General features: G+C 61.6%; 22 protein-coding genes and 1 pseudogene. 17 read left to right on the top strand and 6 right to left on the bottom strand.

Going from position 1 to position 21,789, the window contains the following annotated elements; genetic code table 11:
* Positions 1 to 54: 54 nt before the first annotated feature.
* From amoC to AC0X69_RS22710, 5 genes are all read right to left on the bottom strand, one after another.
* Positions 55 to 828 carry a bacterial ammonia monooxygenase, subunit AmoC gene (amoC, locus tag AC0X69_RS22730; RefSeq protein ID WP_482613966.1) on the bottom strand — a complete coding sequence of 258 codons (774 nt, stop codon included), beginning with the start codon at positions 826 to 828 and terminating at the stop codon, positions 55 to 57.
* Positions 829 to 1,034: 206 nt separating this feature from the next.
* A complete protein-coding gene (locus tag AC0X69_RS22725; RefSeq protein WP_482613965.1) occupies positions 1,035 to 2,024 on the bottom strand; it encodes a GlxA family transcriptional regulator in 990 nt (329 codons plus the stop codon).
* A gap of 44 nt (positions 2,025 to 2,068) precedes the next feature.
* Positions 2,069 to 2,392: a putative quinol monooxygenase gene (locus AC0X69_RS22720; RefSeq protein ID WP_482613964.1), complete on the bottom strand. Its 324-nt coding sequence runs from the start codon at positions 2,390 to 2,392 to the stop codon at positions 2,069 to 2,071.
* Between the two features lie 4 nt (positions 2,393 to 2,396).
* The gene (locus AC0X69_RS22715; protein WP_482613962.1) at positions 2,397 to 2,675 is read right to left on the bottom strand and encodes a hypothetical protein; all 279 of its coding nucleotides are present in this window, start codon (positions 2,673 to 2,675) and stop codon (positions 2,397 to 2,399) included.
* A gap of 936 nt (positions 2,676 to 3,611) precedes the next feature.
* A complete protein-coding gene (locus AC0X69_RS22710; RefSeq protein ID WP_482613960.1) occupies positions 3,612 to 4,340 on the bottom strand; it encodes a helix-turn-helix transcriptional regulator in 729 nt (242 codons plus the stop codon).
* 382 nt (positions 4,341 to 4,722) lie between these two features.
* Between AC0X69_RS22710 and AC0X69_RS22705 the strand changes: the two genes are divergently transcribed.
* The 14 genes from AC0X69_RS22705 to AC0X69_RS22640 all read left to right on the top strand — a co-directional run bounded on the left by AC0X69_RS22705 (position 4,723) and on the right by AC0X69_RS22640 (position 17,335).
* Positions 4,723 to 5,289: a lysozyme family protein gene (locus tag AC0X69_RS22705; RefSeq protein ID WP_482613958.1), complete on the top strand. Its 567-nt coding sequence runs from the start codon at positions 4,723 to 4,725 to the stop codon at positions 5,287 to 5,289.
* A gap of 71 nt (positions 5,290 to 5,360) precedes the next feature.
* Entirely contained in the window at positions 5,361 to 5,654 is a 294-nt protein-coding gene (locus tag AC0X69_RS22700) for a TrbC/VirB2 family protein (protein WP_482613956.1), read from the top strand.
* Positions 5,654 to 5,992: a VirB3 family type IV secretion system protein gene (locus AC0X69_RS22695; RefSeq protein WP_482613954.1), complete on the top strand. Its 339-nt coding sequence runs from the start codon at positions 5,654 to 5,656 to the stop codon at positions 5,990 to 5,992. The genes AC0X69_RS22700 and AC0X69_RS22695 overlap by 1 nt, the downstream gene beginning before the upstream one ends.
* A complete protein-coding gene (locus tag AC0X69_RS22690) occupies positions 5,985 to 8,351 on the top strand; it encodes a VirB4 family type IV secretion/conjugal transfer ATPase (RefSeq protein WP_482613952.1) in 2,367 nt (788 codons plus the stop codon). Before AC0X69_RS22695 ends, AC0X69_RS22690 begins: the two co-directional genes overlap by 8 nt.
* Positions 8,348 to 9,064 carry a TrbJ/VirB5 family protein gene (locus AC0X69_RS22685; protein ID WP_482613950.1) on the top strand — a complete coding sequence of 239 codons (717 nt, stop codon included), beginning with the start codon at positions 8,348 to 8,350 and terminating at the stop codon, positions 9,062 to 9,064. Before AC0X69_RS22690 ends, AC0X69_RS22685 begins: the two co-directional genes overlap by 4 nt.
* A complete protein-coding gene (locus AC0X69_RS22680; protein WP_482613948.1) occupies positions 9,061 to 9,354 on the top strand; it encodes an EexN family lipoprotein in 294 nt (97 codons plus the stop codon). Before AC0X69_RS22685 ends, AC0X69_RS22680 begins: the two co-directional genes overlap by 4 nt.
* 11 nt (positions 9,355 to 9,365) lie before the next feature.
* Complete coding sequence (locus AC0X69_RS22675; protein WP_482613947.1) at positions 9,366 to 10,328, top strand: TrbL/VirB6 family protein; 963 nt, start codon at positions 9,366 to 9,368, stop codon at positions 10,326 to 10,328.
* A gap of 68 nt (positions 10,329 to 10,396) precedes the next feature.
* The gene (locus AC0X69_RS22670) at positions 10,397 to 10,708 is read left to right on the top strand and encodes a type IV secretion pathway protein (RefSeq protein WP_482613945.1); all 312 of its coding nucleotides are present in this window, start codon (positions 10,397 to 10,399) and stop codon (positions 10,706 to 10,708) included.
* A gap of 2 nt (positions 10,709 to 10,710) precedes the next feature.
* Positions 10,711 to 11,382, top strand: a complete 672-nt coding sequence (locus AC0X69_RS22665) for a VirB8 family type IV secretion system protein (RefSeq protein ID WP_482613944.1) — start codon at positions 10,711 to 10,713, stop codon at positions 11,380 to 11,382.
* A gap of 53 nt (positions 11,383 to 11,435) precedes the next feature.
* On the top strand, positions 11,436 to 12,233 hold the full coding sequence (locus AC0X69_RS22660) for a TrbG/VirB9 family P-type conjugative transfer protein (protein ID WP_482614049.1): 798 nt from the start codon (positions 11,436 to 11,438) through the stop codon (positions 12,231 to 12,233).
* 10 nt (positions 12,234 to 12,243) lie between these two features.
* On the top strand, positions 12,244 to 13,386 hold the full coding sequence (gene virB10 / locus AC0X69_RS22655; RefSeq protein ID WP_482613943.1) for a type IV secretion system protein VirB10: 1,143 nt from the start codon (positions 12,244 to 12,246) through the stop codon (positions 13,384 to 13,386).
* Entirely contained in the window at positions 13,383 to 14,414 is a 1,032-nt protein-coding gene (gene virB11 / locus AC0X69_RS22650) for a P-type DNA transfer ATPase VirB11 (protein WP_482613942.1), read from the top strand. Before virB10 ends, virB11 begins: the two co-directional genes overlap by 4 nt.
* Positions 14,380 to 16,326 (top strand): type IV secretory system conjugative DNA transfer family protein, encoded by a 1,947-nt coding sequence (locus AC0X69_RS22645; protein WP_482613940.1) that lies wholly within the window; start codon positions 14,380 to 14,382, stop codon positions 16,324 to 16,326. The genes virB11 and AC0X69_RS22645 overlap by 35 nt, the downstream gene beginning before the upstream one ends.
* Positions 16,310 to 17,335, top strand: coding sequence for an LPD7 domain-containing protein (locus tag AC0X69_RS22640; RefSeq protein ID WP_482613939.1), 1,026 nt, complete (start codon positions 16,310 to 16,312; stop codon positions 17,333 to 17,335). The genes AC0X69_RS22645 and AC0X69_RS22640 overlap by 17 nt, the downstream gene beginning before the upstream one ends.
* A 21-nt stretch (positions 17,336 to 17,356) precedes the next feature.
* Here the strand turns inward: AC0X69_RS22640 and AC0X69_RS22635 are convergent, their stop codons facing one another.
* Complete coding sequence (locus tag AC0X69_RS22635; RefSeq protein ID WP_482613938.1) at positions 17,357 to 17,629, bottom strand: helix-turn-helix domain-containing protein; 273 nt, start codon at positions 17,627 to 17,629, stop codon at positions 17,357 to 17,359.
* A 163-nt stretch (positions 17,630 to 17,792) separates the two neighbouring features.
* On the opposite strand from AC0X69_RS22635, the gene AC0X69_RS22630 reads away from it, so the two are divergent.
* From AC0X69_RS22630 to AC0X69_RS22620, 3 genes and pseudogenes are all read left to right on the top strand, one after another.
* Positions 17,793 to 18,179, top strand: coding sequence for a hypothetical protein (locus tag AC0X69_RS22630; protein WP_482613937.1), 387 nt, complete (start codon positions 17,793 to 17,795; stop codon positions 18,177 to 18,179).
* Between the two features lie 157 nt (positions 18,180 to 18,336).
* Positions 18,337 to 20,557, top strand: a pseudogene (gene recD2 / locus AC0X69_RS22625) (SF1B family DNA helicase RecD2).
* Positions 20,558 to 21,322: 765 nt separating this feature from the next.
* On the top strand, positions 21,323 to 21,766 hold the full coding sequence (locus AC0X69_RS22620) for a DUF7713 domain-containing protein (RefSeq protein WP_482613936.1): 444 nt from the start codon (positions 21,323 to 21,325) through the stop codon (positions 21,764 to 21,766).
* The last annotated feature ends 23 nt before the right edge of the window (positions 21,767 to 21,789 follow it).

The following is a 21,789-nucleotide window of genomic DNA, read 5'->3' as shown; positions in this document are numbered from 1 at the left end:
CGCCGTCGCTCGTTAGGAGGTCCGAACATGGCGCAGCGCGAAGAGCTACAAGTTTTACGCGCCCGTCAGCAATTCAACGCCTTCCTTGCCGATGACGCGATGGATGTTCAGCAGGAGCTGGATCACCACTCCGAACACGCCAAGCGCCATCCAGCCGAAGAACACGAAGCCCCAATGCAGCGGGGCGACGAACAGCTCTTCCATGAACCAGAAGGTATGGCCCCATTCATTCAGGCCGACGTTCGGAATGATCATGAAGGGTCCGATCGAAACGATCAGATAGGCGACCGAATAGCCCTTCGCGAAGTAGGGGATCCGTGTCTTGGCGTGGAAGAAGCAGCCAATCGCCAGAATCGAGTAGATCGGATAGCTCATGTAGAATTCGATGATATGCGACGGCGTGAAGTCCGTGTCGCGTATCACCGTCATGTGCCAGGTGCCGTCCTGCTCGGTGAAGAACGACGCGCCCCAATAGATCGCCGCCGCATAGACGACGAGCCAGGCTGCATTGTCGGCGATGGCCTTCATCTCCTGACGCGGGGTCACGGTCGACATGTCACGCACGCGCGTCTTCCAGAGCCAGCCGGCGAGGCCGATGCCCGAGATGAGCTCCAGCGGAATTTCCGTCCACAGAATGCTCATCCAATAGGTCTGGAACTCCGGCGCGAATGAATCGAGGCCAGCCCGCCAGCCGTAAATCTGCTCGTATATGCGAACGACCAGATAGAACCCGTTCAGAACGGCCAGGCCGATCCACATCCCTCTCAAATCCACGATTGGTTCGGCGCGCCCGATTGCGCCTACCGCCGATTGCGTAGCTTCGCTCATTTTTCTCTCCTTCAGTTCAACCGAAAAACAACGACGATCTTTCGGTGGTCTTCAGGATTGCGCGCGAAGCGGCGCGTCGCAGCGCGCCGGATGAGACATTAGTCGGGCAATATCGGACAGCGACAACGCTGTCCGCATGAGGCAACGACACGAGTGCAACGCGGGCAACGGTGCCGCGTTTTGCAGTGACGTTACGCTCCGAGGGCTTACGTGACGCGGAAATTGTTTTTGCGCGCTTGGGCCCATCTACGGTAGGCGCCAGGCGTCATCCCTGAGTATCGAGAAAACGCGCGCCGAAAACTCGCCTCGTCAGCATAGCCAGCGCTCGCCGCCAAGCGCTTGACCGAGTGCGTCGTCGTTTCGAGTAGGGTTCTCGCGGCTTCAAAGCGAACGCGTTCGATGAAGCGCTTCGGCGTCTCTCCTGACGCGCGCTCGAGATGGCGGTGCAATGTTCGAACCGAAGTGCCGAGTCCGCGCGCGAGGCCCAACACCGTCAACGGCGCGTCGCCGGCCTGCCGAATAATGTGTTCAGCCTTGAGTAGAAACGGGTCTGACGCGGCCAGATGAGCGGGTGGAACATAGGTCGATTGGGTTGAGGGAACAGTGTCGACGACCGTGAAGTCGGCGGCGATTTTGGCGGCGGAGGCGCCGTACAGCGCTCGTATCACGTGAAGACAAAGATCTATCCACGACAGAGGGCCGCCAGCCGTGACGACGCGGCTATCCTCGAGCAGCGGAGCGCCCCATTGGGCGTCGGCGCGTGGGTAACGGTCCCTCAACTCGTCGTGTCGCCACCAGGTGGTCGTGCAGCGCCGGCCATCGAGGAGGCCGGCTTCGCCGAGCAAGAATACCCCGCTGCACGAGCCGCATACCAATGCGCCAAGCGCATGTTGGCGTCGCAACCAGGCGGCGGCAGCGGCGATCGACGCTGCGCCGAGAAAACGGTCGCCGTCGTCACTCAGGTAGCCCGGAACAATCACGGCGCTCGCAGGATCGGCGGTAACGCTCCCATCCACTTTTAGCCGGCGGCCGCTGCTGTCCTGGATCGGCTGTCCATCGAAACTCGCCGTAGAGACGCTGATCGGCTCGCGATTTTGGTCCTTGGAAATCGTGAGCCACGCGAGCTTCAGCATGTCCACGGCGCCGATCAAACCGGCGCCAAGGCAACCGTCGTAACCGAGGACGATAACTTCCATGGTTGAGCCCGTTGCAGCCCTAAGCGGCCCGCCCTCAGCGGCCGTCACCCGCTGACGAGTTCAGGGGCGGCCGGGAGTTTATCGGCAAGAACGTCTATCTTCTGGATCGAGGGCGGCTTGGCAAGAAGTTTCGGCGCTTTGGCCATCAGCGCTTTCGCGACTTCGCCGGAAAGATGCGCCGTGCGTCCCTTTTCGTCGGGAAAAACATCAAAGATAGCGAAGGTCGAAGGCCCGGTGCGAACCGCAAACCATGCGGTCGTGTCGGGCTCGGCCTCAACCAGTTCTAAACCGCCGATGAGAAACTGCGCGAGCTGCATTTCTTTTCCGGGTTGCGCCTCGAGCGTCACAAATAATCCGACCTTGGTCATCGCCTTACTCCCGCTGGTTGCGCGCCTCTTTGCCACCCAAGCGCTTGTAGGCGGCAAAAAACTCTCTGAGGGAAAAAGCCGTAATCAATCCCGCCGTCGCGAGACTGGCGGCGAGGAGAAAGCTGTTGCCGCCCACACCCGCCGATTCATCGGCGATCGCGTCGCTTACGACGTAATAGGCGCACGCCCAAACGACGGCGATCCAAACCAAGACGCCCGCCGCATAGAGGGCGTCAACATTGATCCACTGGCTTCTGGCGTGTTGTTCTGACGCTTTGACCATCGCAGCCTCCGCAAATCAGGGATGAGGATTGGCGTGACACGATCGTGCGTTGCAACGCCGTGCGCCGCATGGCGCCAGTTCTGCCAAAAACGGTGCAGAACGCGCCACCGCGAACTCTGGCCTCGAGTCTGCTTCTGCGGCTCCAAAGCCTTCAAGCGATGTCGGTATCGCGATAAAACCTTCGCATCTTCGTGACACGGGCACAACAATGCGACCGGGTCTACGAACGCACCAGCGTCATCATCACGACCAATCTCCGCTCCGCCAAATGGGCCTGCGTCTTCGGCGAGCAGACGTTTTCATGATGCCTCCTTTCTCGAACGCCTTGCGCTGGAGATGGGTGCGAAGCCTATTGAATTGCTCGACTGAGAGGTGATTTGCTAAGGCTCGCCCTTTGTGAGCCGATGGGTTAACAGTCCACGAGCGAGGTAATTGAGAATCGTTTGCAGCATCACGCCGAGCGTGGCCGCGGCGCCCTGGATGGAGTAGCTGCCATCAGGCCGCTCCGGCGGGCTCGCGTCGGCTGTACAGCCGCGCGCCCCGACAAAACCCTCTCGATTCAGAGTTCCGCGATCGCCTTGTCCACCTTGTTGGCGGCGTTGAGCTCCGCCGGCGCAGCACGTCGATATCAAAGTAGTCGCGGCAAGTGTGAACTTGCCTCTGTAAGCAATGCTCACTGGTTGCGACGGTCTGCCAGACAACCTTCAGCCATACCTGACCATGCGCCCGCTTCTGATCGAGAATTGCTTCGCGAACGATGAATCGCAAAATGCGTTCTTGGTCGGCAGGTTTTCGCCGAGCGCCTGCAGCGAGGCAGCATCTCCACCGCTTCCGACCCACACGAGTGATAATTGATTCCTTAAGCCTGTCAGAGAAACATTATCACAACTGTCGAGGGTGATCGGTCGCCTATGCAATTCCCAAAAGGTTATCGTGCTACGGCAGCAATTCCCGACGAAGAGCGAGGGCTACGGCGTGAGGCAGCGTCGATGCGCCGAGCTTTCGCCGGCCGTTGTCGAGATGAAACTTCACCACGCGCGGCGTAACGCGCAAAATCGTGGCCATTTCTTGCATTGTCTTTCCCAACGACGCCCATCCGAGGCATTGCCGTTCTCTGAATGTCAGCACGGCATTATCCTCATCGAGACCCACTTGATCCGACATTCTGGCTTTTACGTGAGCATGGTAGGCAAACCCCATTATCTGCAGCAGATCTTTCGAGTTCTCCGTGAGGCGATCGATCGCGGGACTGCGATCATCGGCCGCAAATGTGAAGGCGCCGAAACGGCCGTAGCCTGCAGCAATAGGGACGGTCACTCCCATTCTGATGTTGAAGCTCAGCGCTTCATCGATAAAACGACGTTCTGTCATTGATCGCGTCGTTGCCGCGTCGCTCGCATCCCACACAAATACGGGGCCAAGAGTACGCGCCTGACGAAGAACAGGATCGATATTTTGATATCGCTCCTCGCAATAGCGATCCACCCAGCTCTTCGGATAGGAAGTGACGACAGTGGGGTCGCCGTCGCCTCCTTCATAATATGCGAACCATCGAAAGCCCAGCGCATGCGCAGCGCGCTCTCCGACGCGTTGGAATTCCTCCCTCGTGTTTGCAATGTACACGGCGTCGATGAATTCATGGAATGCCGTTTCAGCCTTTTTCATCCGGCGCCCAACCGCATACAAATGTTAGATTTTTTCGCCATCGAGAGACGAGCGAGATAGATGCTTGGCGTCTATTGTCCTGATGGGGCGACTTTTGGGCAGAACCCCAAATTTTACCCACAGCCGCCCTGTCTAAAGTGGCAGGTTCCATACCGAGACCTCCTGCTGCATTGCTCGCGAGCCTCAAGTCCCGCAGCTGGAGACGATTCGGAAATGAAACAGCTCGCGCCCGCGTCTCTTGTCGATCTTCACGCTCACAGGCGAACGCATGCGATGCCCGCCCTCAAAGATCGCGCAGTCGCGAAATGGCGACTCGTCGCCTGAGTTGAAGAGGCCAAAGGCTCGCCAATCTCGACTGACGTTTTGAAGAGGACTCCCTGACATGGATCCTGCCGCTTTCGTTACTCTCCTTGAAAGTTGCGCGCCGGGAGCGGCTATCCCGCAGCTGACGGCGATCGTGCGCCAAACGAGCGCCTTCGAGCCGCTCTTGATCACGATCGATGGAAGAAAGCCGATTACCGTTCAGGCGACCAGCGTCGAGGAAGGCGTTCAACTGGCAAGCGAAGCGACCGTCGCCGGACAAAACGTGCGAATCGGTCTCGCTCAACTTGGTCCCGAAGAAAGGAAACAAGCTGGGCTGACGATCTCAGCAAGCTTCGACGCTTGCAAGCATGTCGCCGGCCTGCGCGCACTGTACCAAGCGCGACTCGAGGCAGCGCGCACAAGGGTGAGCGATCCAGAATTGGCCGCGGCGTCCGTCGTCGCGAGCCTCGTCAAAAAGGAATCGCTAGCGGCGCCCCAGATTGCGGCGCGTCCACAGGCGGTCCCGCCCTTAGGCGGATCCGCAGCGGAACGTTCCTCGGCGGGCATGTCGCCCAACGAGCAGCGTCCAACCCTCGACGTATATCGCTCCGGCCGCGGCGCTTCGCTTTTTGTCTATGAGCACTGAATGAGCTCTCTCGTTTCGTTCGGTCTAACGACACGCGAGCCCATCCGTCGCGAGTCTATCGGGAGTCTCTGATGTTTTCTCTTCGCAAATCCTCCGCACTTCTCTGCATGGGCCTCATCATCAGCATCGGCTTCGTCGAGCCGGCGTTGGCGCAGTCGGCAAACATTGAGGGCGTGCTGCAGAACATCGTCACCCTGCTAACCGGCAATGTCGCGCGTCTCTTGGCGACTCTTGCCGTGATCATCGTCGGCGTCGCCTGGATGTTCGGTCATCTCGATTTGCGCAAAGCTGCTTACGTTGTGCTCGGCGTCGCCATTGTTTTCGGCGCCTCAGAAGTGGTGTCGACGCTGACTGGCGGTCGCTGATGATGGAGCCGCACCGACTGGCCGAGGACATGTTGTTTCTCGCCTGCACGCGCCCGGCGATGATCGCAGGGGTCACCATGGAGGCTATGGCCTTCAATATGATTTTCTCCTGCATCCTTTTCCTCGCCGCCGGGAGCATCCTTTACGGCCTGGTCGCGCTCCCCATCCACGGCGTCAATCGGATCATCTGCCGGTATGATCCCAACATGTTCCGCATTCTTCTCGCGTGGCTCGAGACGCGTGGGCGGATGCGCAATGCTTCGTTCTGGGGCGGCTCATCCTGCACGCCGCTGCGGCTCGTGAAGCCCTATCGAGCGAAAGACTTTGCCCATGCGTAAGGCGGCGATTAAAACGCGCGAGCTCGAACCGGACGTCTATCTGCCGTTTGTGCGGCACGTGAACCAGACGGTTATCAGCCTCTCGACGCGCGCATTGATCACGGTTATCCGCCTCGACGGCGTTTCTTTCGAGACCGCCGCGACCGCCGATCTCAACGACCTCCACGCTAAGCTCAATCTGACGCTGCGCAATCTCGCCGACGAGCGGTTGGCGCTGTGGACGCATCTCGTGCGCCGACGCTCGATGGATTACCCCGAAGGGCAATTCCGTTCGAGCTTCGCGGCAACGCTCGACGCCCGTTATCGCGAAAGGCTGCACGGCGAACGGCTCTTTCGCAACGATCTTTACCTCACGCTTGTCTGGCATCCAGGACGCGCTACGACCGAAGCCGCCGCCGACTTTTTCAAACGGCTCGGCCGCGCGGACCGCATCGCAGCGGAAGTCGACACTGAGGCCTTGAAGCGGCTCGGTGACGCCGCACGCGACATCGTGGCGGCGCTCGAGCGCTATGGCGCCCGTCCATTGGGGCTCATCGAGCGTAAGGCGCTCATCTTTTCCGAGCCGATGGAGTTCCTGCACGCGCTCGCCTCCGGCGAATGGCTGCCAACGCCCTTGCCGCAGGGGCCGATCGGGCCGGCGATTTATACGAACCGGGTCATTTTCGGGCGCGAAGCCCTCGAAATCCGCCGCAGCGGCGATTCGCTCTTCGCCGGCATGTTCGGGATCAAGGAATATCCGGCTTCGACCAGGCCCGGACTGTTGAACGGGCTCCTCTCCTTGCCGTTCGAGCTCGTCCTGACGCAATCTTTCGCCTTCCTGTCGAAAGCCGACGCCAAGACGGTGTTGACGCGCAAGCAGAACCAGCTGGTTTCTGCGCGCGATCCTGCGGCCTCGCAAATCGAGGAGTTGAGCGACGCTCTCGACGATCTCGGATCGAACCGCTTCGCGCTCGGCGATCACCATCTTTCGGCGCTCATCTACGCCGAGACGCCGAGGCAGCTTGCAGAGTTCATGAGCTTGACGCGGAGGGCGCTCGCCGACGCCGGCGCGGTCGCAGCGCGCGAAGATTTAGGATTAGAGGCGGCCTACAGGGCGCAGCTGCCAGGGCTCTTCAAATACCGCGCCCGGTCCGGCGCCATCACCTCACGCAATTTCGCGGCGTTCTCCCCTTTTCACACCTATCCGACCGGCAAGCCCGACGGAAACCATTGGGGACCGGCGGTCGCCATGCTCGAGACCGCCTCCGGCTCGCCCTACTATTTTTCCTTCCATCACGGCGACCTCGGCAACACTTTCATCTGCGGCCCCTCGGGGTCGGGCAAAACGGTGGTGCAGAATTTTTTGCTGTCGCAGGCCGAGCGGCTGGGGGCTTCTTACGTCTTCTTCGACAAGGACCGTGGCGCCGAGATTTTCGTGCGCGCCGCCGGCGGAACGTATCTGACGCTGCGCAACGGCGTTCCGACGGGCTGCGCGCCGCTCAAGGCCTTGGAGCTGACGCCGGCCAATCTCTCATTCCTCGGCCAGCTGATCCGCAAGCTGGTTACGCCCGATAACCGGCCGCTGACGGTCGCCGAAGAAGAGCGGATCGATTCAGGGTTGCGGGCGCTCACCCGGCTTCGGCCGCAGGAGCGCTCGCTCGGCGCCTTGCGGGCGTTTCTGGGCCAGCAGGATCCGGAAGGCGTCGGCGCGAGGTTGGAGCGCTGGCAGCAGGGTGGCGCTCTCGGCTGGGCGCTCGACGGCGATGAGGACGAGATCGGCCTCAATTCCCGTGTCATTGGCTTCGACATGACCGAGCTTCTCGATCATCCGACCGTGCGCACGCCGCTAATGATGTATCTCTTCCATCGCGTCGAGAAGCTCATCGACGGCCGCCGTCTCATCATCGACATCGACGAGTTCTGGAAAGCGCTCGGCGACGACGCCTTTCGCGATCTCGCCAACAACAAGCTGAAAACGATCCGCAAGCAGAACGGCGTAATGGTGTTCGGCACCCAGTCGCCGCGCGACGCCCTTGCTTCGCCCATCGCCCACACCATCGTCGAGCAATGCCCGACGCAAATCTTTCTCCCGAATTCGCGCGGAACGAGAGCCGACTATGTCGACGGCTTCCATCTCACCGACGCCGAGTTTCGCCTGGTCAGAGAGGAGCTCGCCCCCGAGAGTCGGCGCTTCCTCGTCAAGCAGGGACACAATTCCGTGGTGGCGAAGCTCGATTTGATCGGCTTCGATGATGAGCTCGCCGTGCTCTCCGGCCGCACCGAAACCGTCGAACTCCTCGATCGCATCCGCGGGGAGGCCGGCGATGACCCGGCTCGCTGGCTACCGATCTTTCATGCTGAGCGAAAGAAACCCCAATGAAGTTTACCCATCAACGAGTCGGCGCGATCGCGATCGCCGCCCTGCTCTCTGCCTCGCCCGCCGCCGCCCAGGTCGTGTTCGACCCGAGCGTGTTCGCACGCCAGTTCGACCAGCTCATCGAAATGAAGAAACAGGTCGATACGCTGACCTCGCAGCTCCAGGTCGCGCGCGATCAGTTGAGCGAAGCCAAGCGGCTCTATGACAGCGTCAACAAGCTCACGAACGCCAACGACATCGGGGCGCTGCTCAACACCCCGCAGTTTCGCAAAGTTCTGCCGCAACAATTCTCGGAGATCGAGAAGCTCGTTGCGGGACAAGGGAGCGGCAGTTTCGCGAGCGCGATCGACTCATATCTCTCACAAAACCGGGCCTACGCCGGCAATGGCGCCAATTCCTACTACCAAAGCGAGCTCGACCGCATTGCTCGCGAGACCGGCGCCAAGCATTCGCTCGGCCAAGCTGTTTATGACACAGCCTCGCAAAGGATCGACGCTCTCGAAGAGCTGCGCAGGCGCATCAGTTCGGCCAGCGGCGCGAAAGAAGTGCTCGACCTCTCGGCGCGCCTCCAGGCCGAACAAGCGCTGCTGCAAAACGACGTGCTACGCATGCAGGGCCTCGCCATGATCCAACAGGCGCGTGGCGACATGGATGCGCAGCGCGAGCGGGAAAAACAGCGACAAATCGTCGACGAAATGAAGGCGGCGCTGAAATGAAGCGATCGGCTCTCCTTCTCCTCGCAATGCTCATCGGCGCCGGACTCGCGGGCTGCGGCGAAGGCAATAAACGCGCCGAAGAGGCGCCCTCGCCTGCCATGTCCGGACAACAATCGCCGCCGCCGGCAAAGCCGGTTTCGTGGTTCATCGAACATCGCGACGAGCTGCAGGCGACGCTCAAGGCCTGCCGCGATAATCCCGGCGCGCTCGGCAAGACGCCCGACTGCGTCAATGCCAGCGCCGCGCGCGACAAGATCATCGTGCAAGAGATGAAAGACGCTTTGAAATAGGATTCGCCCGCATGGCCGTGAACGTCTTCGACAGTTTCCTGCACGAGTTCGAACAGCCGATCACGAATTTCGTCTCGACGTCGGCTTCTAATCTCGCCGCTTACGTCAACGGCCCCTTGCGCGTCGCGGTCATGCTCTATGTGATCCTCTATGGCTTTGCCGTGATGCGCGGCGCGATCGCCGAGCCGATCCTCGATTTCGCGTGGCGAGCGATGCGCGTCGTCGTTGTCGTCTTGCTCGCGACCAACTCTTCGGCTTTCCAGCAATATGTCACCGGCCTCTTCTTCGACTCTCTCCCCAAGGAAATCGGCAACGCCATTGCGGGCTCCGGGCTCAACGTCAATTCCGGCGCGCCGTTCGATCAGTTGCTCTCGAAGGGCATCGACATCGCCAACAAAATTTACGACCAGGCTGGCTTGACCAATATCGCGCCGGCTCTGATCGCCGCCATTCTCCTGGTCTTCGTTGCGATCGGCTCGTTTTTGCAATTCGCCGTCCTGCTCTACGCCAAGATCGGTCTCGCGATCGTTATCGCGCTCGGCCCGCTCTTTATTGCGCTCGCTCTCTTCGACGCCACGCGCCCATTCGCGGAAAGCTGGCTGCGCCAGCTCGCGAATTTCCTGATCTTGCTGGTGCTCGTCATCGCCCTCGTCGGACTGATGCTCTCGGCCGTCAGCGGCTTCATCGACAAATTCTCGAATAACGCCACGACGGTCGGCGAGATGCTGGTCGGCGCGGTCGCCATCAGCGCCCTGCTCGGCCTCTCCGGCCACATCGCCCTGCAACTACCGTCGATCGCTGGCGGGCTCGCCGGCGGCGGCGCTTCGCTCGCGAGTCGGCTGGTGACGCGAACGCTCGTCGCCAATGCGGCGGCCGCGGCGGCCGGGGCCTATGCCGGGGCGCGCTGGTCGGCGAACCGCAGCCTTGCGGCGATGAAGGTCCGCAGCCAAGGCGGCAGCATTCAACGGGCCTGATCAAACAAACCGAGCCAACTAAGAACGGGCCGGCAGCGGCTGCGCCGGATGACATGGGATTACCGAGAATGCGGCAATTAATCATTATGTGCGTGATGGCCTGGCCGCTCGGCGGCTGCGCGACTTTTTCCAGTGCGCCGCCGACTTGCGATGGCCTCGCGCGGCGTCCCCTCAACCGCTCCCTGTGGGATTGGGAGGGCGCGCCGCAAGCTCTTGGCTCGGTTCCCTCATCGCCGATCCGCACGGCCGAGACCGGCCGACCGAATGCCGCAAGTGCGCTGAATCGCGCGGCGCCGGCGCCTTCCATCGCGAGCGACAAGCAAAACGCGAGCCTCGTCATCGACTTCGCCTCCTATCGCTCATGCGGCAAGGAGGGCTGACGATGGTTCGCCCCGACGAACTGCAAGCCTATTTCAAGAATGCGCGCCGCTGGGAGCAGGACCTGTTGCTCTCGGCGCAGCGCTCGAAGCGGATCGCTTGGGTGATCGCCGCGGGCGCCTGCGGCTTGGCGGTCGTCTCCGTGGGCGCGGTGGCGGCGCTCGCCCCCTTGAAGACGGTCGAACCCTTCGTGATCCGCGTCGACAATTCGACGGGGATCGTCGAGACCGTCGCTGCGCTGAAACAAACGCCGGCGCGCTACGACGAAGCCGTCACCAAATATTTCCTGGCGCGTTATGTGCGCGCCCGCGAGGGCTATAGCGCCGCGGAGGCGGAGACGAATTTCCGCACGGTCTCCCTGCTCTCCGCCCCGGCCGAACAGGCGCGTTTCGCCGCCTGGTATCGCGGCTCCAACCCCGAGAGCCCGCAGGTTCTGCATGGACGCTTCGGCGTCGCCAATGTGCGCATCAAAGCAATCTCGCTTTTGAGCGATAACGTCGCCTCCGTCCGCTATCTCGCCGAGAGCCGCAAGGGCGAAGAGACGCGAATCACCCATTGGATCGCGACGCTCACCTTTTCCTATGTCAACGCACCGATCTCCTCGAGCGACCGCCTCATCAACCCGCTTGGCTTTCTCGTTTCCGAATACCGCGCCGATCCGGAGGCCGTGCCGTGATCCGCAATCTCCTCCTGATCCTACTGACGCTCGCCTGCGCCGGATTGCCGAGCATGCCGGCGATCGCCCTGCAGCAGCCTTCCGCCGGCCCGCGCGACGCGCGCGTGAGGATGGTGACCTACGACCCGGCCAATGTCGTCAAGATCAACGGGGTCATTCGCGCCTCGACGCAGATTGTTTTCGCCGACGACGAAGAAATCGCGCATGTGGCGATCGGCGACTCCGTCGCCTGGGAGGTCGCGCCCGCTGGATCGATCCTGTTCCTCAAGCCGCGCGAGAAGCATTCGCCGACCAATCTGCAGGTCGTGACCACGCGGGCCAACGGCCGCAAGCGCTCCTACCAATTCGAGCTGTCGATCGCGGAAAGCTCGCTTGCGGAGGGCTATTTCGTCGTGGGCTTCACCTATCCCGGCGACGAGATCGAGCGCCGCCGTGTAGAGGCGGCGGCTCGGGGAGCCGGGCGCGAAGGGGCTCTGATCGAAGACGCTTTCGCCGTCTCTCGCGCTTATGGGGCGCGCAACTGGCGCTTCTCGGCGCAAGGATCGATTGATCTCGAGCCCGAGGCGGTATTCGACGACGGAAAGGAGACGACCTTCCGCTTTGCGGGAAATCGCGAAGTGCCGGCGATTTACCTCATCGCCTCGGACGGATCCGAGACGCTTGCGCCAAAGGACGTGCGCGGCGAGCTCGTCACCGTCCATGCGACAGCGCTGGAGTTTCGGCTGCGTAAAGGCGGCGACGTTCTCTGCATCTACAACGAGGCCTTCGATCCCGTGGGCGTCAATCCCGGCACGAATACGATGAGTCCCAACGTCGCTCGGCTGCCGAAAGCCCCGAACAGGCGGCGATGAGAGGCGAGAAATGACTCAAGCTCAGACCGACGCCCTCCCCGGTGAACGCGGCATTACTCCGATAGCGGGCTCGAATGAAGCCAGCCGGCGAGCGACGCTTCAGCGCGGACTCGGGGCCGCGGCGCTGACCGCCTTCGCGGCGTTGATCATCTGGGGAACATGGAAGGGCGAAACGAAAGCAAATGACCCCGCGCCCAAACTCCTGATCCGTCAGGCGGCGGCCTTCGAACCGGCGCGAGAGCCGCCGACGCCGAAAGGGCCGGACGTCACGGGCGCCATTCCGCGCCCCGCCCCTGCGGCGCCGACGCCCTCGCCGACCGATCAGTTGATGGAGAGCGCGCGGCGCGCGCCGGTGCTGGCCTACAACCGGCCGCTCCAGGCGCGGGCGACTCACAATCCGCTTACAAACGAGTTGGGATCCTACCCTAACGGGATCGGGGAGCCGCCGCCGCAAAACGAGCTTTTGGACAAATTGCAGCCGACCCCGCTCGAAGGCGTGCGCGCCTCGCGGCTTCCCAACCGCAATCTTCTCGTCGCGCAGGGGACCGCCATTCCTTGCGTTCTCGAAACCGCCATGTCGTCGGACGTTCCCGGCTTCGTTTCCTGCGTCGTCTCACGCGACGTGATGTCGGATTCGGGCAATGTCGTATTGATGGAAAAAGGGACGCAGATCGTTGGCGAATATCGCGCCAATGTCCGGCGCGGCTCGCACCGCCTGTTCGTGCTGTGGACGCGGGCAAAAACCCCCACGGGCGTGATCGTCGCGCTTGCCTCGCCCGGAACCGACGCGCTCGGCCGCGCCGGATTCGATGGCGAGATCGATACGCATTTCTGGCAGCGTTTCGGCGGCGCGCTCTTGCTGTCGATCGTCGGCGACGCCGCCGCAATCGGTCGCCAGCAGCTACAAACGAGCGACATTCAGATCGTCAACGCGCCAGGCGCCGCCAATACCGCTGCGGCCGTCGCCGTCCAGCACTCGATCGACATTCCGCCGACGCTGAACAAGAACCAGGGCGAACTCGTCAATGTGTTCGTCGCGCGCGACCTCGATTTCTCTTCCGTCTATCGGCTTCGCCGCATCGAGTCGCGTGCCCGGATATTCGATCCTCCTCCGGCGCCCATCGCGGACCATGTCATGGTGACCAAGCCGTGAGATCCGCCGGAACCGGCGATCGCGGCGGTGCGCGTCTCGTCCTCGAGCGCTATCTCGAACCGTTGGCGCCCTATCTTGGAGACGACAGCCTGACGGAGATCGTCGTCAATCGCCCGGGCGAAGTCTTCATCGAAGGCCCTAGCGGCTGGGCGCGGCGCGAGGCGTCGGCGCTGACGCAAGAGCACCTTCTGCATCTCGCGACCGCAGCGGCCGGCTTCACCAAACAGGATGTCAGCGCCGAACGCCCGATCGTCTCCACCACGCTTCTTTGCGACGAGCGCTGCCAGATCGTCGTCCCGCCCGCCGTCCCCGCCGGCACACTCAGTCTGACGATCCGCAAGCCCGCGGCCCTGACCATGACTCTTCATAACCTCGAAGAGGCGAAGCTCTTCGACGACGTGCGCGCGGCGAGCGAGGAGCTTTCCGCCGACGAGCATCGCCTGCTCGCCTTGAAGGAAGCGGGCAGATGGCGCGAATTCCTGGAGCTCGCGGTGCTGACCCGCCGCAACATCCTCATTTCGGGAGCGACGGGCTCCGGCAAGACGACGCTCTCGAAGGCGTTGATCGCGGCGATCCCAGAGGACGAACGGCTCATCGCCATCGAAGACGCCGCCGAGCTTGTCATCCCGCATCGGAATTGTGTGCGGCTGCTCTATTCCAAAGATGGGCAGGGCCTCGCCAAGGTCGGTCCGCGCGAACTCCTGGAGTCGTGTCTCCGCATGCGCCCCGATCGCATTCTGTTGCAGGAGCTGCGCGATGGCACGGCCTTCTTCTATCTGCGCAACGTGAATTCCGGGCATCCGGGATCGATCACCACGGTGCACGCGGACAGCGCCCGTCTCGCCTTCGAGCAATTGACCCTCCTCGTGAAAGAGAGCGCGGAAGGCCGCGACCTCCATCGCGACGACATCCGCTCGCTGCTTCTCCTGCTCGTCGACGTCGTCGTGCAAATGCAAAAGCGCGACGGCCGTTACCGCATCACGGAAATCTATTATGACCCTCTTCGCAAACGCGAGCACGCCCGTTAGGGCGGCGTTCTTTGCGGCGCTTATCGTTAGCGCTTCGGCGCTCTTCCTCTTCGTCGCCTCGAACGTGCTGCTGCTCGGGCTTCATGCCCACGACGGCGGTTTCCATCTTATAGAGATCGTCAGCAGCTGGGCGCATTATGGCGCCGACAAACGCCTCGATCGCTGGCTGACGCTTTCGACTCTCGCCGGCCTCGTCGTCTCCTTCGGCGCGCTCGGCGCGGTCTTGCGTCGCCGTCCTCTGCCCTTGCACGGGAAAGCAAAATTCGCCAGCGCACGCGAGATCGCCGAGGCGGGCTTGCGTGCGCGGCAAGGCCTGTTGCTCGGACGCAAGGACGGCTCTCTCCTCTGCTTCGGAGGCTCGGAGCATGTTCTCGTCTACGCCCCGACCCGCACCGGCAAGGGCGTCGGCTACGTCATTCCCAATCTCCTCAACTGGTCGGATTCGGTCGTCGTTCTCGATGTAAAAAAGGAGAATTGGGATAAATCGGCGGGCTTTCGCGCCGCGCACGGGCAGGAAGTCCATATCTTCGATCCCCTCGACGAGAGCGGCCGCACCGCCCGTTACAATCCTCTCTCTTATGTGCGCAGCGAGCCGGCGGATCTCTATGACGATCTGCAACGCATCGCCGTCATGTTGTTTCCCTCCGAGAGCCGCGGCGATCCCTTCTGGTTCGAAGCCGCCCGCTCAGCTTTCGTGGCGATTGGCGGCTATGTCGCCGAAACGCCCGGGCTGCCCTTCACCATTGGCGAAATCCTGCGCCAGCTCTCTTCTACCCACGATCTGAAGAAGCATTTCGACAAGATCATAGCGGCGCGCAAATCCGGCCCTTCGCCCCTCTCGCGCCATTGCGTGACCGCGCTCAACGATTTTTTGGCCGCTTCCGAGAACACCTTGAACTCGGTGCGCAAGACGGTGACGGCGCGTTTGGGCCTCTGGCTCAATCCCCGCATCGACGCGGCGACGGCGGAGAACGACTTCGACCTACGGCTTTTGCGGCGGCGGCCGATGTCGATCTATCTCGGGGTGACGCCCGATAATCTCGATCGCTTGAGCCCGCTCCTCAATCTGTTCTTCCAGCAGACGATCGATCTCCACACCCGCGAATTGCCGGAGCAAAACCAAAAGCTCAATCGCAAGCTGCTGTTGCTCTTGGACGAGTTCGCCGCGCTCGGCAACGTCAATGCGCTCGCGAAGTCCGTGGCCTTTCTCGCCGGCTTCAACGTGCGTCTGCTGACAGTTATCCAGAGCCCGGCGCAACTGCGCGCAATCTATGGGCCGGATCTCGCGAAGAACATTATCACCAACCACGCCGTCGAGGTGGTGTTTGCGCCGAAAGAACAGGACATTGCGAACGAGCTCTCGGAGCGCATTGGCTATGACACCGTGAAGGCCTCGAGCCGGAGCGGAACAAGGGGATTGGCGATGCGGGCGACGAGCGAAACCGTCTCCGAGCAACGCCGCGCTTTAATGCTGCCCCAGGAATTGAAGCTGCTGCCGAAATCCAAGGCGATCCTATTGATGGCGGGCGTTCCGCCGATCGTCGCCGACAAGATCGTCTATTACAAGGACAAGGCGTTTCTCGAACGTGTGTTGCCGGCGCCTGTCCTGGAACTGCCGAAGGGCCGCTCTACGGCCCTGCTCGACGCCGAAATCAAGGAGCTTCGCTCTGAAGTCGCGGAGCTACGCGCCGTCTTCCAGACGCGGCCGCTGAGCGATGAAGAAATCGCCGATCCGTCGGCGATCCCCTCGGACGCCACTTTCGATTTCGGGGACGTCGACGTCGATCTCGAAGGGCTATCTGAGGAGGAAATGAAGGCCTGGACCCTCAACTATATCGACGCCCAGGCGATCGAGCCGGCGCGACGGTCGGGCCGCAGGTCGAGAGGGGAGCGACATGAGCGACACGGCTGACGCTCAAGGCGACTTTACAATCGAGCGCGTCACTGAGGCTGGCGACGATTGCAAGAACGACGAGTCGCGGCCGGCGCGTGACTCTGAAAAGCGCGATCCTATCGTCGAGCCCGTTAACGACGCGCCGCCTCCCGAAAAGTCAGCGCCGACGGCGGAGCACGATCAAGGTTTTCCGGATCGCGTCCGTCGCAAATATTACCTAGTCGCCGACCAGCCGGCGAAAGAAGGAGCGGCTCTCGAAGCGCGCGTCTATGCCGACGAGCGCGGCGAATACCTCGCCTTCAAGGCCACGGAAGACCGGCTCACGACGCGGCTCGCCTCCGCGCAAGTGGTCCACGACATGATCGCGGTCGTGGAACACCGAAACTGGCAGGCCATCCATCTTCGCGGCTCGGCGGAATTCCGGCGCGAGGCCTGGATAGAGGCAAGCGCGCGTGGAATGGAAGTCAGGGGCTATGAGCCGACCGACATCGACCGACAGGCGTTGGCAAGCAGGCGCGAGGCGCGGGAGCACGCAAATCGGCGCCCACCGGAATTGTGGAGCCGTTCGAACTTGAGCAAGGCGAGGCCCGGCGATCGATTCGAGACGCGCAGGAATGGCGTCGACCGAGCCCCGAACAACGTCACAGCGATCGACGCCTCCCCTGGCAAGCTGAGCGCCGATCGTCGGCCGGTTCCGCAGGGCCGTTGGCGGGCGCGGGCGGAAAAATTCCGCGCCGCCGATCGTAAGGCGGCGGCGCGAGACGCGGACCTCGCCGCCGCGCAATCGCAACTCGCGATCATCGAAAAAGCTCTCGAACGGGCCTTCCCTCGCGAGCCGCAAGCGCGTGAAAAAATCCTTGATACGGCGAGAGAGCGCATCGCTCAGCATCTCGAACAGGGGCGCTCTTTCGAACGAGCGATCGTCAGGGAGCGAGTACCGGAAGATGACAGATCGCGGACCGACATGGGCGAGGCTCGGCGGAACCCTGAAGAGGTCCGGGAAAGGACCCGTCAGCGGGAACGCTGACACGCGCCACGCCCGATGATCTTATTCTTGCGACTTTAGAGAAACGCGCTTCGCCCCACGCGCCGGCTGCAAGCGTTCGATCAGCTCGGCGGGCCGGACCCGCAAGGCGGAAGCGAGATCGATGAATTCGATGACGTCGAGCCGCCGCTCGCCGCCTTCCACTTTCGCGATGAACGATTGCGGTTTTCGCAGTTTCGCCGCAACCTGTGCCTGGGTTAGCCCGCGCCCCTGTCGCGCCTGAACCAGCAAAGCCAAGAGCTGGCGGTGGCGAGGCGATCGAAGCGTTTTGGACATCGATGCGGACGCGGCTCGAAGAAGGCGAGCCCATCCGATAATCCGGTTTTGGAATTATCCCATTTTGGGATATTCGGCTTAAACAGATGGGCGGCTCGAAGCCGTTAAAAGTTTCTTCAGCCGAACTACTCTAATCATCGAACCATTGGCCTGGGACGAGAGCATGGGCGAGAAGGCTGATCTCGAGAAAAAAGCCATCGAGGCGCTGCAGCGCTATCGCGAGGCATATGCCAGGGCCGAGGCGCTGGAACAGGAAGAGGCGGCCGCGCGCCAGGAAGTCTTTAAGCGGCTCAATCGCTTGGAAATCACGAAGGCCAAGGGCGGGCCTGCGCGCGTGAAACCCGAGGTCATCGCAGCGGACCAGGAAGCCATTTCCAGGCTGATGGAAATCCGCGCCGCCCTGAGCGAAGCGACCGGGGAGCTCGATTCGGCATTCCGGACCCTCGCCGCCTTTGATGAGCAGTTGGGCTATATCCCTGGTGTGAGCGCCGCGAAATCTAATGCGAGCCACATCGGAAGCAGCGCCGAAGAAAACGGCGAGCTACCCTGACCCAGGGCTTGCGGGCTGGCCCACGGCGCGGTGGCTCGGCGTCATTTGTGCATCCCTCAAGCGGCGTCCCAAAAAACTGGGCTCCGAGGCGAAAGTAGAGGGCGGCGAACGCGATCCCCAAGGCTCACGGTCGCGTCCTTCCCCTTTCCGATTTAGGATGCCCTCCCGCTGGCTCATTAACGGTTCACCTAGCTTGCCCCCGTCTTTTGACGCGACGCCGCCCAGAGAAACGCTCGTCGGCTCTGTCGAGCGGGTGACCTTCCACAATGAGGACAACGGCTTCGCCGTGCTGAAGGTGAAGGCGCGCAGCAAGCGCGACCTTGTCCCCGTCGTCGGCCATGTCGCTTCGATCTCGGCGGGCGAATTCATCCACGCCGTCGGGGTTTGGATCACCGACCGCGCCCACGGCCTCCAGTTCAAGGCGGACTTTCTAAAGACCACGCCGCCAACGACGGCGGAGGGAATCGAAAAATATCTCGGCTCTGGCATGGTGCGAGGGATCGGCCCCGTGCTCGCCAAACGGATTGTCGCGGCCTTTGGCGAGAAGACGTTCGAGCTTATCGAGGCGGAGCCGGAGCGCATGCGCGAGGTTGCCGGCATCGGCGAATTCCGGGCAGGAAAGATTGTCGCCGGCTGGGCCGAGCAAAAAGCCGTGCGCGACATCATGGTCTTTTTGCACTCGCACGGCGTCGGCACGTCCCGAGCCGTGCGCATCTTTAAGACTTATGGTCACGACGCCATTCAGGTCATGACGGAGAATCCGTATCGGCTGGCGCGCGACATTCGCGGCATCGGATTTCGCACCGCCGACGCCATCGCCATGAAGCTCGGCATGACGCGAGAGGCCCCGCAACGGGTGCGGGCCGGAATTTCTTACGCCTTGCAGGAGGCGACAGACGAAGGTCACTGCGGTCTCCCCATCGAGGAGCTGATCAAGCTGGCGACGGCGCTGCTCGAAGTCGATGAGGGAGCCATCCGGTCCGCCCTCACGGATGAGCTCGCCGGCGGCGACGTGGTGGCGAATACGATCGAAGGAAAGCCCTGTGTGTTCTTACGGGGCTTATATCTAGCCGAACGCGGCGTCGCCGATCGGCTGCGCTCCCTGACAGACGGCTCGCCGCCCTGGCCGACAATCGATGTCGACAAGGCCATTCCATGGGTCGAGAAGCGCACCGGCAAGACTTTCGCCGCGTCTCAGCGCGCCGCGATCGGCATGGTTCTCAATTCCAAGGCGGCTGTGGTCACCGGCGGCCCCGGCGTCGGTAAAACCACACTGCTCGACGCCATCCTGCGCATTCTCGCGGCCAAAGGAACGCGCCTTCTGCTCGCAGCGCCCACCGGCCGCGCCGCCAAGCGCATGAGCGAGCAGACGGGGATCGAGGCCAAGACCATTCACCGCCTGCTCGAAACCGATCCGAAGACCGGGGGTTTCCGCCGCGATACTGACCATCCGCTCGACTGCGACCTGCTCGTCATCGACGAGACAAGCATGGTCGACGCCTCGCTCATGTTCGCGGTGTTGAAAGCGGTTCCGGCAAAGGCCGGTTTGCTGCTCGTTGGGGACGTCGACCAACTTCCCTCGGTCGGTCCGGGTCAAGTTCTCGGCGACATCATCGACTCAGGCGTCGTTCCCGTCGCGCGGTTGACGGAAGTGTTCCGCCAGGCGGCGGAAAGCCGGATCGTCAGGAACGCCCATCGCATCAATCGTGGCGAAATGCCCGAATGGCCGAAGCCCGGCGAAGAAACTGATTTCTTTTTCGTCGAGGCGAATGAGCCGGAGCAAGGCGCGGCCAAGATCGTCGACATTGTTCGCGACCCGCATTCCGCGCCGCTTCGGCCTTGACCCCGTTCGCGACGTGCAGGTGCTCTGCCCGATGCAACGCGGCGTTCTCGGCGCGCGAGCGCTCAACAGCGATCTCCAGAACGCCCTCAATCCGAATATGGCCGAGAAGATCGAGCGTTTTGGCTGCAGCTTCGCGCCGGGCGACAAGGTGATGCAGATCGAGAACGACTATGACCGTGAGGTGTTCAACGGCGACCTTGGTCGAGTCCGCCATATCGACCAAGCCGATGGCGTTCTCATCGCGGAGTTTGACGGTCGCGAGGTTGAATATCCGTTTGGCGAACTCGACGCACTCGTTCCCGCCTATGCAACGACAATCCATAAATCGCAGGGATTAGAATATCCCGCAGTGGTGATCGCCATCGCCACCCAGCACTATGCGATGCTCGCCAGAAATCTGCTCTACACTGCGGTTACTCGCGGCAAGCGCCTTGTCGTCATTGTCGGGCAGCGCAAGGCCCTGGCGATCGCGGTTCGTATCCATGGACGCAAGCGACGATGGACCAAACTCAAGGAATGGCTGTCGCTGTGCTGATCGATTGGTTCCGCCTCATTGTCTTGGTGTCGTTCGGCGAACATCCCGAACCACTGGCATGTTTGCCAGAACAGACGCACGCTGTCCACGCCGACCTTGTCTAGACGCGCGTCACCATAAGACGCCTCCTGGCGTCGTGGGGAACGCAGGACGGGCCTTGCTTGCCGCAGTCGCTGCGCCTCTCGGTTTGGCCGTCGTCCAGATCTGTTGGAAATGGAGCCGAGCAATATTCTTGTCTCAGCGTTCGGTCTCGATTGCCAATTTTCCTGTCCTCGCGTCCACGATGATGACCGTCGACGTTGGGTTTTTCTGCTTTATTAGACGGGCAAACCCCATCGCGTCACGGACATCATAAAATTGATCGCGGAGAATTCCGTCGATTCGAACTTCGTAGGGACACTCAACAAGCTTCAGAGGACGCAAGTTCATCGGCGAGGATCTGGCTGGAGAACCTTCGAGGCTAATGGAGAGCGCGCTAGCCCATAAGGCGGACATCTCCTTATATTGTCTCCTAAGTCGTTCAACTGCAAACCCCAAAAAACGAGGCTTCAAAGCGAATTTTCCACCATGCGTCGCACGCAACTTCTCAACAAATGCTTCGTGCGCTTCGAACTTTCCGAAGTCCGGAATTAGCGCTCGAAAACCCAATTCGACTGAGGGTCATATTCACCGCCATCGCTTAGCACTGTTATGACATGCCCCCTACGTGGCCCAATAAATTCCTATGCGTTAACTTCCTTCCTGAATGCAATTCGGGTGGGCTAAATGTCAAACACTGACGCTGACTCTGGGGGATTTCAACTTATGCGCCTGAGACGACCACGACTTGCCTCACCCGAGGAGGTTCGAATATCTCGCGAAGGGGAATGGGCGATTATTGAATATGCTGACCCCACTATCTCATCAGTACGTTTGCGGGTCGGTTCCGAGATCGAGAAGATGACAGACGCAGCGATTCTCGCTCTGCTCAACCTGACCGTGGACGCCCGAGACGAAATTGCAGCCCAGTCCGAAAATCGAGTGATCGAGGTTCTGCTTGGGCGGCCGCAGATCAAGTATTTTGAAGAGGGCGATCAGTGGGTCCCTCGCGCGCAAGTCTTACGATGCCACCTTGAGGATGACGACAACGGTAAGCTGGTCGTCTACGTCGACGATGAAAAGTTGGACCTTCAACAATTCGGTCGGATGCTCACGACCTATGCGGGATGAGGCATGCGAATTTATTTTGTTGA

The organism is Methylocystis sp. Uni0008 (assembly GCF_056838045.1).
Note: the sequence above shows the minus strand (reverse complement) of the source record. Positions and strands in the feature narration are given on the sequence as shown.